Below are 15,136 nucleotides of genomic sequence, written 5' to 3'. Positions count from 1 at the left end.
TTTAAATCAACCTACCGATTTGTCCGGTCCAGATTGTGGGTTGTCCGCATCGAGTTTATCTCTGGCTAAGGCGGCTTTCATTAACTGGATATCGCGCTCCCTTTGTTTTTTGCGGGCGGGTGTGCGCCAGAGATATAAAAATAATGCTAAAGGCAACACACAATACATTAAAAACGTCATAATTCCAGCAACAAGTGTTGGCTCGGTGATGGACATCATGAGAACAACATAGATCCAGGCAATCGCAATAATATACATACTACGTCAGTCCAATATTCAAGAATGTAAAACCGAATTTAGCAGTCATTTGTCAGTACAAAGTACGCAAATAAGTAAGCCGTTGTAAAGCCATAAAGTAACCGCAACAATACGCGAAAAACAGGAGGCACGCATGAAGACTTATGATCCTCAAGCTATGTACTCCGATTGGATGTCACAGCTAGTGAGTCAAGATAAATGGCAGGAGTGGATGAAGCCTGCTACGGCAATACATCATTTGCCGACGATGGATGCTTTGAAAGAGGTTGGCGTAAAAATTGATCCCGCCGTCATGAGCCAACTTCAAAGTGATTATATGCAAGAATTTGGCAAACTTTGGCAAGATTTCTTTGTCTCTAAAGTGCCGGATTTTAATGATAAACGCTTCTCTTCTCCCGACTGGCACAATCATGCGATGCATGCTTACAGCGCTGCTTCCTATTTGCTGAATGCGCGCTTTTTGATGGCGATGGCTGAATCTGTCGATGCCACAGAAAAAGTAAAACAAAAAATCCGCTTTGCAGTGCAGCAAATGATTGATGCCATGTCGCCGGCGAATTTTTTGGTGACGAATCCCGAAGCGCAAGCAAAACTGATCGAGAGCAAAGGCGAGAGCCTGGCAAAAGGGATCAGTCAAATGCTTGCGGATATGCAAAAAGGCCGGATTTCACAAACTGACGAATCAGCCTTTGAAGTCGGTAAAAACGTTGCCACGACCGAAGGAACAGTCGTCTTTGAAAATCGCCTGTTCCAATTAATTCAATACACGCCTCTTACCAAGACCGTCCATCAGCGCCCACTGTTGATGGTGCCTCCTTGCATTAATAAATTCTATATTCTGGATTTGCAACCGGAGAATTCGGTGGTGCGTTATGCGGTCGAGCAGGGACACACCGTTTTCCTGGTATCTTGGGCAAATCCGCATGAATCTTTATCCCATGTGACCTGGAACGATTACATCGAAGAAGGCGCAATTACTGCAATTCAGGTCGCACAAAACATCAGCAAGCAAGACAAAATTAATGTGTTCGGTTTTTGTGTAGGCGGCACCATCATCTCAACGGCCTTAGCCGCGCTGGCTGATCGCGGTGAGCATCCGGCTAGCAGTCTGACGCTGTTGACGACTTTGCTGGATTTTTCTGACACTGGCATTCTCGATGTATTTGTGGACGAGATGCAGGTAAGCATGCGTGAGCAAACCTTAAGCCAGGGTGGCTTGATGCCTGGGCGCGATCTCGCCAGTACTTTTTCTAGTTTGCGGGCGAATGATCTGGTCTGGAATTACGTGCAGTCGAATTACCTCAAAGGCGAGAGCCCGCCGCCGTTTGACCTCTTGTATTGGAATGCCGATAGTACCAATTTACCTGGTCCGATGTTTTGCTGGTATTTGCGAAATACCTATCTTGAAAATAATCTGAAGCAGCCAAATAAACTGACTGTAGCAGGGAATAAAATTGATCTTGGCAAAATCGATGCGCCGGTATTCGTTTATGGATCACGTGAGGATCACATCGTTCCCTGGCAGGCAGCGTATGCCTCTACTGCCTTGTTGAATCCGAAAAAGAAAACCCGCAATCAATTCATTCTCGGCGCATCCGGGCACATTGCCGGGGTGGTGAACCCGCCGGCGAAACAGAAAAGGAGTTATTGGACCAATAGCAAACTCGATACAGATGCACAAAAATGGTTTGATGGCGCAACCGAACATCCTGGTAGCTGGTGGCCGGAATGGGCGAGTTTCTTGGATGAACACGGTGGCAAGATGGTAAAAGCCCCCGTGAAACCTGGAAATACGAGTTACAAAGCAATAGAGCCTGCACCTGGGCGATATGTCAAAGTAAGAGCAGATTAATCACTAAATTAATTCACCAATAATATCGGAGATAAAAATGTCAAAACGTATAGCGTATGTAACTGGCGGTATGGGTGGTATCGGGACTCCAATTTGCAAGCGCTTATGCCAGGACGGCTACACAGTAGTTGCTGGCTGCGGCCCTAATTCTCCACGTAAAGATAAGTGGCTGGCGGATATGCGTGCTGAAGGCTACGACATCCATGCGTCTGAAGGCAATGTGTCCGATTGGGAATCCACCAGAGCAGCTTTTGAGAAAGTTAAAGCTGAAATCGGTGAGGTGGATGTGCTGGTGAACAATGCCGGTATTACCCGTGACGGTCAGTTCCGCAAGATGAGCAAGGCCGATTGGGATGCTGTGATGGATACCAACCTGAACTCTTTGTTCAACGTCACTAAACAAGTGATCGACGGCATGGCGGATCGTGGCTGGGGGCGTATTATCAATATCTCCTCGGTGAACGGACAAAAAGGTCAGTTCGGTCAAACCAACTATTCGACGGCAAAAGCCGGTATTCATGGCTTCACCATGGCATTGGCACAAGAGGTGGCAACCAAGGGGGTGACGGTGAATACCGTGTCGCCGGGCTATGTCGGTACTGACATGGTACGTGCGATCCGCCCAGATGTTTTGGAGAAAATCGTCTCAGGCATCCCGGTCAAGCGCCTGGCTGAACCAAGCGAAATCGCATCGATCGTCGCCTGGATTGCTTCCGATGATGGCGGATATGCAACAGGTTCCGACTTCTCTATCAATGGTGGCTTGCATATGGGCTAATTTCCTGACGGAGATTTGTCGCATTGCGGTAAAATAATGCCCATCGGAATCAACAGATTTCGGTGGGCTTGTCATTTATAAGAAAAAAAGTTGTACTATTAAAAACAGGGGACAAACAGATCTCGTATTTTTATAAAAAATATAAAAATGCATCATTTGTTTGCTTAGATTGTGCGTTAGCGTGAGCAGGATGACATCATTTCTGCTTGTATAAGCTTAACGATTTATTAATTGAGAATTCAATGAATAGTGCAAAAAAATCGACGCAGCATTTGATTAAAAAATATCCGAATCGTCGTCTTTACGATACGCAAACCAGTAGCTACATCACGCTGGTCGATGTTAAGCAATTTGTTTTGGAAAATGATGATTTCGCGGTTCTCGATGCGAAAACGGGAGAGGATTTAACCCGTAGCATTTTATTACAGATCATTCTTGAGGAAGAGGCTGGCGGTACGCCGATGTTTTCCAGCGTGGCCCTGGCGCAGATCATTCGCTATTATGGTCACGCCATGCAGGGCATGATGGGAAATTATCTGGAAAAGAATATCCAGGCATTTATCGATATCCAGAATAAGCTCGCCGAAAATTCCAAGGGCGTCTATGAGGGCAAGCCCTTTAGTCCAGAGATGTGGGCGCAGTTTATGAACGTACAAGGACCGATGATGCAAGGCATGATGGGGAATTACATCGAGCAAAGCAAAAATCTGTTTGTACAAATGCAAGAGCAAATGCAAAGTCAGACCAAAAATATGTTTGGCGTTTTTCCATTTGGTACTGACGACAAGACGAAATAGGTCAATACTAGAAATAAGAGAGTCCTAGGAAGAGGTACAATAGCGGATTGCTTTGTACCTCTTCTTCATTATGTCTATTACTACTCCCATCCAGACGATTACGCCGTCGGCTATCAATCCCAAAGTTGGTTTTGTCTCCCTCGGTTGCCCAAAAGCGCTGGTCGATTCTGAGCAAATCCTGACGCAATTGCGTGCTGAGGGCTACGATACGGCGAAGTCCTACGAAGGTGCCGACCTGGTGATTGTGAATACCTGCGGCTTTATTGATGCCGCGGTTCAGGAGTCTCTCGATGCGATTGGTGAGGCGCTGGCTGAAAATGGCAAGGTGATCGTAACGGGTTGTCTGGGTGCGAAAAAAGATGCCAATGGTAACGACATGATTATGTCGGTTCATCCCAAAGTACTGGCCGTCACCGGGCCGCATGCATTGGGTGAAGTCATGGACGCCGTGCATATCCATTTACCTAAACCGCATGAGCCTTTCATCGATCTGGTACCTGCGCAGGGCGTCAAGCTGACGCCGAAGCACTTTGCCTATCTGAAAATCTCCGAAGGCTGCAACCATCGCTGCAGTTTTTGCATTATCCCCTCGATGCGCGGCGATCTGGTGTCGCGTCCGATTGCGGATGTCATGCTCGAAGCCGAAAACTTATTCAAAGCCGGCGTCAAAGAATTGCTGGTGATTTCCCAGGACACCAGTGCCTATGGCGTGGATGTGAAGTTCCGCATGGGTTTCTGGAACGGTAAGCCAGTCAAAACCCATATGACGCAATTGGTCGAGGCGCTGGGTGATCTGGCTAAGCAATACAACTCCTGGGTGCGTTTGCATTATGTGTATCCCTACCCGCATGTTGACCAAATCATTCCTTTCATGAACAACGGTCACGTTTTGCCTTATCTGGACGTGCCGCTGCAACATGCGCACCCAGATGTCCTGAAGCGTATGAAGCGTCCGGCCAGTGGCGAAAAAAATATCGAGCGTATTCGCGCATGGCGTGAGATGTGCCCGGAGATTACGATCCGCTCGACCTTCATCGCCGGCTTCCCTGGCGAAACGGAAGAGGAATTCGCGTATTTGCTGGACTTCCTCAAAGAAGCTGAAATTGACCGCCTTGGATGTTTTGCTTATTCCCCGGTCGAAGGCGCGACAGCCAATGCACTGGCGGATCCCGTACCTGATGATATCCGTGAAGATCGCCGCCGCCGTGTCATGGAACTGCAAGAGGGCATTTCTAAAAAACGTCTGCAAGCCAAAATCGGAAAAACCCTGCGTGTCCTGATTGATGAAATCGACCGTAGTGGCGGAGTCGGGCGTTCTGCTGCCGATGCGCCTGAAATCGATGGCGTCGTATATGTGAAACCGCCATTCGAGCCGCATCGCAAATTGAAGGTGGGCGAGTTTGCCGATGTGCTTATCACTGCCGCAGATGCGCATGATTTGTGGGGCGAGGCAGTATAGTCCGATGTCTAAAGTTCAATTGAAAATCTGCGGCATCGTCGCCGTAATGTGTTTGGCTTCCTCATCTGCAGTCTATGCGCAGGCAGCGCCGCCAGCTAAATCCGGCGGCGTTGCTATCCTCAAACAGTTGCATCAGTGGCGCGGCAAGTTGGGCGATGATGTTGTACAGATGCGTCTTCAACCCAAGGTCGAAGATATTGATAGCGTTGAAGGCGATTACTTGGTGATCGGCAGCAGCCGCAATAAGGGCAATAAGATTCTGTTGGCAGGTGAAGTCACCGGAGATGTGCTCAGCATGGAGGAGTCCGAGGATGGTATTGACGTTTCAGGCCAATGGGATGGCAAGCTCGAGGGCAAAATTTTGCGTGGCAAATGGCAATCCGACGATGGCAAAGTGGTGAAGGATTTTGTCTTGGAAATGATGCCGGCAGCGGATTCTTCTGCCACTGTCGTGCCTGCTAAATCAAGCAAAAAACGATAGATATCAAATAATTTGCCGCTGTCTTTGATCATCATGCAATCGGTTTTTTGGGATCCATTTTTAAGTCAGGCTCTCGTTGCGGTTAATGGCGGTGATCCCTGCGAAGACGGCGATCCAGTGTTTCTGGCAGAACGCTGCCGGATGCCGCCCGCGCTGGAAAGATAAATGCCCGATCTCTGTTTGCCTGAACAGAATTATCTTTCCCTGGTGTTTGCCGCACTTTAAGTGAACCGGATAGCGCGCATTCCCTCCGATCGGGAGTGCAATAGTGTTGTCGTATTATTCGTTTTGAAGCAGACCAAATGTCGTAAAATGGCTTGTCGTATTCTTCCTGAAATGCATTCCGTTGACATCGATAATGACTATGACTTCCAGCAAAAAACAAGGTGGCAATACAGCATTGATCCATTCCGATTACGTGGCGCCGGAAGGATTTGCGGCATTTCCAGTGGGGATCCATCATGCCTCAACCGTCCTGTTTAAAAACGTGGCGGCGATGCGTGAACGCAATTGGCAAAATAAGTCCGCTTACACCTATGGCTTGCATGGCACGCCGACCAGTTTTACCTTGGAAGCAAGACTGGCCGAGATAGAGCAGGGTGAATACTGTCTGCTGGCGCCCAGTGGCCTGGCTGCGATTACCCTGGTTGATATGGCGTTCTTGCAAAGTGGCGATGACGTCCTGATCCCGGATAATGTGTATAACCCGAATCGTGAACTCGGTAACTGGCTGGCGCGCAGCTTCGGTATCAGCGCCCGTTATTACGATCCGCTGATCGGCGCCGGTATCTCGGAACTGATCCTGAATAACACTAAATTAATTTGGACTGAAGCACCGGGATCGGTCACGATGGAAGTGCCGGATATTCCGGCGATCTGTGTCGCAGCGCACGCAAAAGGCGTTTTGGTTGCATTGGACAATACCTGGTCGGCCGGTTTTGCTTTTCCCGCGTTTGAGTATGGGGTCGATATCGTCATGCAGGCGCTGACTAAATATCAAAGCGGCGGCTCGGATGTCTTGATGGGCGCGGTGATTACGCGTGACCAGGCATTGAATAGCCGCTTGCAGGCGGCGCATATGCATTTGGGCTTCGGGGTCGGGATGGATGATGCGTATCTGGTGCTGCGCAATTTGCCGACCTTGAAATTGCGTTTCGATGCGCATGATGCCAGTGCGCGTCAGGTCGCAAACTGGTTGACGACCCGACCCGAGATCAGCAAGGTCTTGCATCCCGCCTTGCCGGATTGCCCGGGGCATGCGATATGGAAGCGCGATTTTAAAGGGGCTGGCGGTTTGTTTTCAGTCTTGTTTGACGCCCGTTATACCGAAGCTCAGACAGATCGCTTTGTCGAGGCGCTGACCTTATTTAAAATTGGATTTAGCTGGGGTGGGGCGCATAGTTTGTGTGTGCCTTACCGGATTCAACACATGCGCCGGCATTGGCCGCATCAGGGTATTTTGGTGCGCTTCAATATCGGACTGGAAGACCCGCAAGACTTGATCAGTGATATCGAACATGCCTTGGCGACTCTGCACGCCTGACCAGCGTTGTGTGATTAAATCGATCATCAGTAGCAGTAATTGGAGGTGAAAATGCAGCGTTCAAAACTCAGTCTTTTTCTTTTGTGCCTGCTTGCCGGATGTGCGAGCCGTCCATTGGACGAGGCCGGCAAGCCAGGTGTGCCGCAAGAGGCAAAAAAACCGTCGGCACCGAAATCCACAACGTCGTCCGCCTTTACCTTGAACGGCTATAAAAAAGACCTGGCGCAGCATATCAGTCGTGAGAACGCCAGTGCGACCTATTCGGAACGTCCGCAAGCCTTGCTGCGGGCAGTGATCGTCGTCAAATTTGCCATGAACGCCGATGGCAAGTTGCTGAGTAGCGAATTGATGCGGACCAATCAGGACAGGGCAGCGGAGAAAACGGCCCTGGCAAGCCTGCGTAACAGTGCGCCTTTCCCCAAACCCGCATCGTATCTGGTGAAGAATGGGCGATTGGAGTTGATAGAAACCTGGTTGTTTAATGACGATGGGCGGTTTCAATTGCGTACCATTGCGCTACCGCAGGAAAATGATTAAATTAAACCGGTATTTATATACTGGTACAGGGTATATTTTTTGATCGCAATAAAATAAAGCGCAATCTGGTATATTTTCTTGAAATAACAGGGAGTATATTATTTTATTCCGTATGACCCAGCAATAAACTGAACCCGTCAATAAGGCAGAATAAGCAAAAATCCGATGAGGGATATCGGATTTTTTATTTCATACGTTTGACGTATTTGTGCAAACCTATTCAAAATTTATTCTAGTTTATTTCGATGCAGCAGTCGCCGCAGTTGCGCTGGCTGGTGTCGCTGATGTTGTTGACATGGACGAAGCAGTCGCTTCGACAGAGACAGGCGCAGATGCTGCGGCACTAGCGGCATGCACTTCTGCCATGTCGTGACCGCCCGCTTCACCTTGCATATCGACCTTGTCGCCAGCTTTAAAAATAAAAAATAAAGCGGCTCCCGCAAATACGATAAAGGCAACGGCAATTTTCCACATAAGATCTCCTTGGTTTTAATATGATCGGCGGACTAGCTGAGCGAATGCATGCATCAATTAGCCTAAGTTGAGAGAGGCTACGCCTGAAGACTTACATGATTCTTTCATAATCCGATAATGAAAAAGGGCCGGAATATATCCGGCCCTTTGTGAGTAATGCGCCTCCAAGCCGAAGCTAGCAGAGCAGTCGATCAACAGAGTCCATCAGCGTGAATAGACGCAGCAATCAGAAGCTGATTAGGCCGCCAGCAATTGACGCAAGACGAATGGCAAGATGCCGCCGTGCTTGTAATAGTCCACTTCGATCGGTGTATCGATACGCAGCAAGACCTTGACTTCTTGCTTGTCGCCGTTGGCGCGGTTGATCACCAGCGTCACTTGTTGCTGTGGCTTGATGTCGTCCTCGATACCTTTCAGGTCATACGATTCTGTGCCTGTGATACCTAAAGAATCAACGCTGTCAGTGCCGAGGAATTGCAAAGGCAACACGCCCATACCGACCAGATTCGAACGGTGGATGCGCTCGAATGAGCGCGCGATCACGGCTTTTACGCCGAGTAATTGCGTGCCTTTGGCGGCCCAGTCACGGGATGAGCCGGTACCGTACTCTTCGCCGCCGAAGATCATGGTTGGCGTGCCTTCGGCAACGTACTTCATCGCCGCATCGTAGATCGCCATCGGTTCGCCAGTCGGCTGGAACAGGGTTTCGCCGCCTTCCACGCGGGAACCGTCTTCCTTCGCCGGGATCATCAGGTTCTTGATGCGCACATTCGCAAAGGTGCCGCGCATCATGATCTCGTGGTTGCCGCGACGTGAGCCGTAGGAGTTGAAGTCGGCTTTCAATACGCCGTTTTCTTTCAGCCACTTGCCAGCCGGACTGGATTCTTTGATCGAGCCGGCCGGGGAGATGTGGTCAGTTGTGATCGAGTCGCCGAATACGCCGAGGGCACGTGCGCCTGTGATGCCAGTCGCCGCCGCTTTGGGTTCCATCGTGAAGTCAGCGAAGAATGGTGGTTCAGCGATATAAGTCGATGTCGGCCAGTCGTACACTTGACCTTCTGCCACGCCTTTGATGTTTTCCCACAATTTGCCCGGTGCGCCTTTGACGTCAGCATAATTATCTTTGAAGGTCTTGGAGTTCATCGCGAACTTCATTAACTTCTGGATTTCTGCACTGGTGGGCCAGATGTCGCCCAGGAAAATATCTTTGCCTTTGACGCGGCCGACTGGTTCAGTCATCAGATCTCTGGTCATGTTGCCAGCGATCGCGTAAGCCACGACCAATGGTGGAGATGCCAGGAAATTGGAGCGGATGTTCGGATGAATCCGCGCTTCGAAGTTACGGTTGCCGGACAGGATGGCAGACGCCACGATATCGTTGGCGACAATCGCTTCGTTCATTGCTGGTGTCAGATCGCCGGCATTGCCGATACAGGTGGTGCAACCATACGCTGTCACGCCGAAGCCGAGTTTTTCCAGGTAAGGCAGCAAGCCTGCCGCTTCCAGATACTTGGTCACAACGCGGGAGCCAGGCGCCAGGGATGTTTTAATATGAGGCGCTACTTTCAGGCCGGCTTCCACCGCTTTTTTCGCCAGCAGACCGGCCGCCAGCAAGACGCTAGGATTGGACGTATTGGTGCAAGAGGTGATCGCAGCGATCAGTACGTCGCCGTTTTTGACTTTAACGTTATCTGAGTTGGTGTATACCGCATCCAGATCTTCGGCTTTTTTGTTGAAGCCGTTTTCAGAAGTCGGTTTGGCGAACAGATCGGCGAAAGTCGATTTGACATTGCCGATTTCGATACGGTCTTGTGGACGCTTGGGGCCGGCTAACGATGGAGCAACTGAAGAAAGATCGAGAGAGATTTCAGTGGTGTAGTCGATCTCGCCAGCTTTTGGAATGCCGAACATTTTCTGAGCTTTGAAATAGCCTTCGAAAGCGTCGATCTCAGCCTTGGTGCGGCCTGTACCTTTGAAGTAATCAATCGTTGCTTCATCGACCGGGAAGAAACCCATCGTTGCGCCGTATTCCGGCGCCATATTGGCGATGGTTGCGCGATCTGTCAGCGACAAGGTACGTGTGCCTTCGCCGAAGAACTCAACGAATTTGCCAACGACTTTTGCTTTGCGCAGCAATTCTGTGATGGTCAGTACCAGATCCGTTGCGGTGCAGCCTTCGCGCAATGCGCCGGTCAGGTTGACGCCGACCACGTCCGGGGTCAGGAAGTACACCGGCTGACCGAGCATGCCGGCTTCCGCTTCGATACCGCCCACGCCCCAGCCGACGACGCCGATACCGTTGATCATGGTGGTGTGGGAATCGGTGCCTACCAATGTGTCAGGGTAGTAGATGTCGTTTTTCTTCGCATCTTTGATTTTGTGTACGCCGCGTGCCAGATATTCCAGGTTGACCTGGTGGACGATACCGAAGCCGGGTGGAACCACGCCGAATGTATCGAATGCTTGCATACCCCATTTCATGAACTGATAGCGCTCGTTATTGCGAGCGAATTCGAGTTTCATATTCAGGTCCAGCGCTTTCTTTTCGCGGAAATGATCGATTTGTACAGAGTGGTCGACCACCAAATCCACGGGAACCAATGGTTCGATATTTTTGGGATTTTTGCCTTGTTTGGCGGCGACGTTACGCATTGCAGCTAAGTCAGCCAGCAGTGGGACGCCAGTAAAATCTTGCAATACAACGCGCGAGACCACGAAGGGGATTTCATCGGTGCGATCAGCATTGGCGCTCCAGTTGGCGAGCTGCCTGACGTGCTCTTCCGTTACTTTTTTACCGTCGCAGTTACGCAAGACCGATTCCAATACCACGCGAATCGATACTGGCAAGCGTGAGATTTTCGCCCCCAGATTTTTTTCCAGAGCGGGCAGGGAATAAAACTTACCTTTTTTGGAGTCTGAAATCTTGAAATCTTTCAGGGTTTTGAATGCATCTTTATACGCATTTTGGCTCATGGCTGTTCCTTATTTTTACGAAAATCAATCATCAAAACTAATCGTCTTACTTATTACTGTTCGTACTATTTACAATCTTTACTGCATTTCTAAAACTTAATTTCTAAACTTAATATCAACATTTATTTCGCGTGTGCCGCGGCTTCCGCTTTCAGCTCTGCCTCGGCAATGATTTGATCGGTGGTTTTGCATTCATTCGCCAATTGCTGACCGCGATGCGAATCCAGCAGCAGACCCTTGGCGGGAATGCCGATCCAGAGGAGGCCGGCTTTACGATTTTCAAAACGGTGCGCACCTGTCGTTGTTTCCATGCGCGTCAGTCGATACAGGCGTTTTTTCCAGCGCATCGCCATATGCTTGTCATCGTCGACGTTGGTGTACATCGTCAATACATTGCCGAGTTCGCATTTGTATTCAAAGGTTTTGCTTTCTTGAACATCGGGTTCGCCGTCGTCATCGTCGAGAGCGACCGGGGCTGCGGCCGGTTTTTCCGCTGCTTTGGCGGTCTTCTTTGCCGGTACTTTCGCTTTAGTCGCTGGCGTTGTATCAGCATGGGCTGATAAATGCAGCATTCCGGTGGCCAAAATAATGCAGCTAATGAGGTGTAAAAATTGCTTCATCTGAATCTCCGTAAATCTTATGTTGATTGCTGTTTAATTAAATTAAAGCATGACCCTGTTCCGGGAGCGCGATCTGACTTTGCTGTGCCCGTTTCAGCAGGGTCCAATAGTAGCGGTAACTCGCCCTGTCATGAAGTCGCCCGTTAAACTGTATCGGCCCCCATTCCTTTTGCTGCGCTGCGCTCAGGATGCTGATTGCCTCATTAATCTCGGCACTCCGCGGCGTCAATGCCTTGATTATCGGTTTAATCTGGTCGGGATGGATGCTCCACATCCTGGTATAACCGCACTCCATAATGGCGCGCGTTGCGTCACCCGCGACAATAGCAGTGTCTTTGATTTCTGTGGTTACATTGTGTGACGCCACTTTTCCGAACCGGTGGCAGGCGGCGGCGATTTCCAGCTTCGCACGCATCACTAACGGATGGGTAAATTGTCCGGGAGAGCGCATCGCAGTTGAGGGAATCGCGCCGTAATGTGCCGAGACGAAATCCATGATGCCGAACGACAGGCAGGCAACTTGGGAAAGGGCGGCGATCTGATGCGCTTGCGCCAAAGCGTCGTGGGTTTCAATCAATACGTGAACCGGTACAGGCTCTGACCGGTAGCTGGCGAAATGCTGATTGATGCTATCGATCGCTTGCCTGACTTGCCCGGCATCGCTCACTTTGGGTAAAACCAGGTAAGCCAGTTTATCTGCCGCGATGGGAGCGATGAGTGCAATATCTTGTTCAAAATAAGGGCTGTCCACATCATGCACGCGCACGCCGATACGTTGAAATTGGTTTTGTTCTGACGCGATCAAAGCGGCGACTAGTCTGGCGTGTGCAGCTTCGTTGCCTGCCGCCGCGCCATCTTCACAATCGAATGTGATGTCAAATACCGGGCCGAGATCGTTTTGTAGGCTGATGGATTTATGCATCAATTTTTCAGATCCAGCATAGTGGTCGCATACCGGTAATAAAACCGGTTGTTGCTGATCCTGAAATAAGACTTGGGAAGGATGCATTGTCACGCTGTAAGAAAATAATTAGCTGGTTTGATGTAGTAGGTTCATCAAACCAGCTCCTGATGATTTAGCCAACCAGGTGTTTGACGCCGTCACGCTCTTCTTGCAATTCTTTGAGCGTTAGATTGATGCGTTCACGGGAGAATTCATCAATTTCCAAGCCTTGAACAATTTTGTATTCACCATTTTCAGTAGTCACAGGGAAGCCGAACATCGTGCCTTCCGGAATGCCGTAGGAACCGTCGGATGCGATGCCCATCGTGGTCCATTTGCCGTTGGTGCCGAGCACCCAGTCACGTACGTGGTCGATCGCTGCATTCGCTGCGGATGCAGCGGAAGACAGGCCGCGCGCTTCGATAATTGCCGCGCCGCGTTTGCCAACCGTTGGCAGGAATACGTCTTTGTTCCAGACTTGATCGTTGATCAGGTCTTTAACGGAGGCGCCGTCGGCTGTTGCGAAGCGATAGTCAGCGTACATGGTTGGCGAGTGGTTACCCCATACGCAGAGTTTTTCAATCGCTGCAACTGGCTTGCCGATTTTGGCCGCGACTTGCGACAGGGCGCGGTTGTGATCCAGACGCAGCATCGCTGTGAAGTTTTTCGCAGGCAGTCCCGGTGCGGATTTCATGGCGATATAAGCGTTGGTGTTAGCCGGATTGCCGACGACCAGTACTTTGACGTTGCGGGAGGCAACTGCATCCAGGGCTTTACCTTGTACCGTGAAGATCTGTGCATTGGCTTCCAGCAGGTCTTTGCGTTCCATGCCTGGGCCGCGTGGACGCGCGCCAACCAGCAAAGCGACATCGATATCTTTGAATGCTGTCATTGGATCGCTGTGCGCAGTCATGCCGGCCAGCAAGGGGAATGCGCAATCGTCGATTTCCATCATGACGCCTTTGAGCGCCTTTTGCGCTTTTTCGTCAGGAATTTCCAGCAATTGCAGAATCACCGGCTGGTCTTTGCCCAGCATGTCGCCATTGGCGATACGGAATAAAAGGGAATAGCCGATTTGGCCAGCAGCGCCTGTAACAGCAACGCGCATAGGGGATTTTGCCATGATGCATCTCCGAGGTGGTGTAAAAACAATGTTCAAATCCAGCTTTTGCAAGCCATCCATTTGATGGGCTTGCCAAGCAGGTCAACACATAATGATACCGTTGAAAACCCGGTGAGTCAGCCAAATTCAGGCAGATCTCTGTTTTTTTGAGTAGGGCTGAACTGGCCAGATCCACGCATTTGACGGTCATTGAGGTTTTGGACTTTACTTTGATTGCGTTAGAACTATAGTGCTTGTTAGTTGTCTTTCAGATGCTGTAATCTCGCCTTGCCTGGTTCCGATGTTGCAAAAATCTTTTCAGTCAGTCTGTAAAAATACTTGCAGCCGGTTTGCTTAAATCTCGATCTAGCTCTTTCGTACGGGAGTTTAGGTGGACTCGTGTCAGGTGTCAATGAATATCTTATGTCTTATATAAGACATATTAATTGCTAGTTTGTTCTGGACTTACCAAGCCTTTTTGTGGTGAAATCGCAGTCTATGAATTCTAACGTGCCAACCTCCAATACCCAGAATAGCAGCGCGACCTCCAGTGCGGCGGGGGGCGCTAATTCTGCGTCTGGCGCATCGCCTACTTTTAGTCCGCTTTATCAGCAAATCAAAGCGCTGATTACTCAAAGCCTGCAATCTGGCGAGTGGAAGCCCGGCGAATTAATTCCTAGCGAAATCGAACTGGCCAGCCGCTTTAAGGTGAGTCAGGGTACGGTCCGCAAGGCGATTGATGAGTTGTCTGCAGAAAATCTGGTGGTGCGCAGGCAAGGGAAGGGGACTTTTGTTGCGACTCACCATGAGGCGCGTGCCCAGTTTCGTTTTTTACGCCTAGTGCCGGACGAGGGTAAACCGCATTACCCAGAAAATAAAATCGTTGAAGTAAAGCGACTGCGTGCGCCTGCGGATGTGGCGAGAGCGCTCGATATTAAATCGGGCGATTCGGTCGTGTTTATACGCAGGGTGCAATATTTTTCCGGCATTCCGACTATTTTGGATGACTTGTGGCTGCCCGGAATTATTTTTAAGGGACTTACAGCTGAGCGCTTGAATGAATACAAAGGACCGATGTACGGCTTGTTTGAGACAGAATTCGGTACCCACATGATACGGGCCTCGGAAGAAATTCGCGCCGTTTGTGCGGACGAAGTCGTCGCCGAATTGCTGTTGGTGCAGGTTGGTGCGCCGTTATTGAAGGTGGAGCGCGTTTCTTACACTTATGGCGATAAGCCGGTTGAATTGCGTCGCGGCTTGTATCTGACTAGCCAGCATCATTATAAAAACGAGTTGAGTTAAATTAAATTGTTCGGGCG

Annotated in this window: 14 protein-coding genes; 8 read left to right on the top strand and 6 right to left on the bottom strand. The window is 49.9% G+C overall.

Annotated elements, in window-relative coordinates:
* Nucleotides 1-6: 6 nt before the first annotated feature.
* The gene (locus LPB67_RS06775) at nucleotides 7-258 is read right to left on the bottom strand and encodes a hypothetical protein (RefSeq protein WP_262836358.1); all 252 of its coding nucleotides are present in this window, start codon (nucleotides 256-258) and stop codon (nucleotides 7-9) included.
* Between the two features lie 133 nt (nucleotides 259-391).
* Here LPB67_RS06775 and phaC point away from each other — a divergent pair, with 133 nt between their 5' ends.
* From phaC to LPB67_RS06740, 7 genes are all read left to right on the top strand, one after another.
* Nucleotides 392-2,110 carry a class I poly(R)-hydroxyalkanoic acid synthase gene (gene phaC / locus LPB67_RS06770; RefSeq protein WP_262836357.1) on the top strand — a complete coding sequence of 573 codons (1,719 nt, stop codon included), beginning with the start codon at nucleotides 392-394 and terminating at the stop codon, nucleotides 2,108-2,110.
* A 37-nt stretch (nucleotides 2,111-2,147) separates the two neighbouring features.
* Nucleotides 2,148-2,888, top strand: a complete 741-nt coding sequence (locus tag LPB67_RS06765; protein ID WP_262836356.1) for a 3-ketoacyl-ACP reductase — start codon at nucleotides 2,148-2,150, stop codon at nucleotides 2,886-2,888.
* Between the two features lie 242 nt (nucleotides 2,889-3,130).
* Entirely contained in the window at nucleotides 3,131-3,685 is a 555-nt protein-coding gene (gene phaR, locus LPB67_RS06760) for a polyhydroxyalkanoate synthesis repressor PhaR (protein WP_262836355.1), read from the top strand.
* A 70-nt stretch (nucleotides 3,686-3,755) separates the two neighbouring features.
* A complete protein-coding gene (rimO, locus tag LPB67_RS06755; protein ID WP_262836354.1) occupies nucleotides 3,756-5,144 on the top strand; it encodes a 30S ribosomal protein S12 methylthiotransferase RimO in 1,389 nt (462 codons plus the stop codon).
* A gap of 4 nt (nucleotides 5,145-5,148) precedes the next feature.
* Nucleotides 5,149-5,625 (top strand): hypothetical protein, encoded by a 477-nt coding sequence (locus tag LPB67_RS06750; RefSeq protein ID WP_262836353.1) that lies wholly within the window; start codon nucleotides 5,149-5,151, stop codon nucleotides 5,623-5,625.
* A gap of 364 nt (nucleotides 5,626-5,989) precedes the next feature.
* Nucleotides 5,990-7,168 (top strand): cystathionine beta-lyase, encoded by a 1,179-nt coding sequence (locus tag LPB67_RS06745; RefSeq protein WP_262836352.1) that lies wholly within the window; start codon nucleotides 5,990-5,992, stop codon nucleotides 7,166-7,168.
* Nucleotides 7,169-7,219: 51 nt separating this feature from the next.
* On the top strand, nucleotides 7,220-7,705 hold the full coding sequence (locus LPB67_RS06740) for a TonB C-terminal domain-containing protein (RefSeq protein ID WP_262836350.1): 486 nt from the start codon (nucleotides 7,220-7,222) through the stop codon (nucleotides 7,703-7,705).
* Between the two features lie 237 nt (nucleotides 7,706-7,942).
* Here LPB67_RS06740 and LPB67_RS06735 read toward each other — a convergent pair whose 3' ends face one another.
* The 5 genes from LPB67_RS06735 to LPB67_RS06715 all read right to left on the bottom strand — a co-directional run bounded on the left by LPB67_RS06735 (nucleotide 7,943) and on the right by LPB67_RS06715 (nucleotide 13,838).
* Entirely contained in the window at nucleotides 7,943-8,179 is a 237-nt protein-coding gene (locus tag LPB67_RS06735) for a hypothetical protein (RefSeq protein ID WP_262836348.1), read from the bottom strand.
* A 237-nt stretch (nucleotides 8,180-8,416) separates the two neighbouring features.
* Nucleotides 8,417-11,152: an aconitate hydratase AcnA gene (acnA, locus tag LPB67_RS06730; RefSeq protein WP_262836346.1), complete on the bottom strand. Its 2,736-nt coding sequence runs from the start codon at nucleotides 11,150-11,152 to the stop codon at nucleotides 8,417-8,419.
* 122 nt (nucleotides 11,153-11,274) lie between these two features.
* Nucleotides 11,275-11,772 (bottom strand): hypothetical protein, encoded by a 498-nt coding sequence (locus LPB67_RS06725; protein ID WP_262836345.1) that lies wholly within the window; start codon nucleotides 11,770-11,772, stop codon nucleotides 11,275-11,277.
* 37 nt (nucleotides 11,773-11,809) lie between these two features.
* Nucleotides 11,810-12,781 carry an HpcH/HpaI aldolase/citrate lyase family protein gene (locus LPB67_RS06720; RefSeq protein WP_262836344.1) on the bottom strand — a complete coding sequence of 324 codons (972 nt, stop codon included), beginning with the start codon at nucleotides 12,779-12,781 and terminating at the stop codon, nucleotides 11,810-11,812.
* A gap of 67 nt (nucleotides 12,782-12,848) precedes the next feature.
* A complete protein-coding gene (locus tag LPB67_RS06715) occupies nucleotides 12,849-13,838 on the bottom strand; it encodes a malate dehydrogenase (RefSeq protein WP_262836342.1) in 990 nt (329 codons plus the stop codon).
* Nucleotides 13,839-14,315: 477 nt separating this feature from the next.
* On the opposite strand from LPB67_RS06715, the gene LPB67_RS06710 reads away from it, so the two are divergent.
* Entirely contained in the window at nucleotides 14,316-15,119 is an 804-nt protein-coding gene (locus LPB67_RS06710; protein ID WP_262836341.1) for a GntR family transcriptional regulator, read from the top strand.
* The last annotated feature ends 17 nt before the right edge of the window (nucleotides 15,120-15,136 follow it).

Origin of the sequence: Undibacterium sp. Jales W-56, assembly GCF_025548535.1 — a bacterium.
GTDB lineage: Bacteria > Pseudomonadota > Gammaproteobacteria > Burkholderiales > Burkholderiaceae_D > Undibacterium.
This window is presented reverse-complemented; position numbering and strand designations above follow the sequence as displayed.

Coding starts and splice junctions, on each gene's coding strand:
- LPB67_RS06750 (WP_262836353.1), top strand. CDS start 5,149: ATGTCTAAAGTTCAATTGAAAATCTGCGGCATCGTCGCCGTAATGTGT.
- LPB67_RS06765 (WP_262836356.1), top strand. CDS start 2,148: ATGTCAAAACGTATAGCGTATGTAACTGGCGGTATGGGTGGTATCGGG.
- LPB67_RS06740 (WP_262836350.1), top strand. CDS start 7,220: ATGCAGCGTTCAAAACTCAGTCTTTTTCTTTTGTGCCTGCTTGCCGGA.
- LPB67_RS06745 (WP_262836352.1), top strand. CDS start 5,990: ATGACTTCCAGCAAAAAACAAGGTGGCAATACAGCATTGATCCATTCC.
- LPB67_RS06715 (WP_262836342.1), bottom strand. CDS start 13,838: ATGGCAAAATCCCCTATGCGCGTTGCTGTTACAGGCGCTGCTGGCCAA.
- LPB67_RS06725 (WP_262836345.1), bottom strand. CDS start 11,772: ATGAAGCAATTTTTACACCTCATTAGCTGCATTATTTTGGCCACCGGA.
- acnA (WP_262836346.1), bottom strand. CDS start 11,152: ATGAGCCAAAATGCGTATAAAGATGCATTCAAAACCCTGAAAGATTTC.
- LPB67_RS06710 (WP_262836341.1), top strand. CDS start 14,316: ATGAATTCTAACGTGCCAACCTCCAATACCCAGAATAGCAGCGCGACC.
- phaR (WP_262836355.1), top strand. CDS start 3,131: ATGAATAGTGCAAAAAAATCGACGCAGCATTTGATTAAAAAATATCCG.
- phaC (WP_262836357.1), top strand. CDS start 392: ATGAAGACTTATGATCCTCAAGCTATGTACTCCGATTGGATGTCACAG.
- LPB67_RS06735 (WP_262836348.1), bottom strand. CDS start 8,179: ATGTGGAAAATTGCCGTTGCCTTTATCGTATTTGCGGGAGCCGCTTTA.
- rimO (WP_262836354.1), top strand. CDS start 3,756: ATGTCTATTACTACTCCCATCCAGACGATTACGCCGTCGGCTATCAAT.
- LPB67_RS06720 (WP_262836344.1), bottom strand. CDS start 12,781: ATGCATCCTTCCCAAGTCTTATTTCAGGATCAGCAACAACCGGTTTTA.
- LPB67_RS06775 (WP_262836358.1), bottom strand. CDS start 258: ATGTATATTATTGCGATTGCCTGGATCTATGTTGTTCTCATGATGTCC.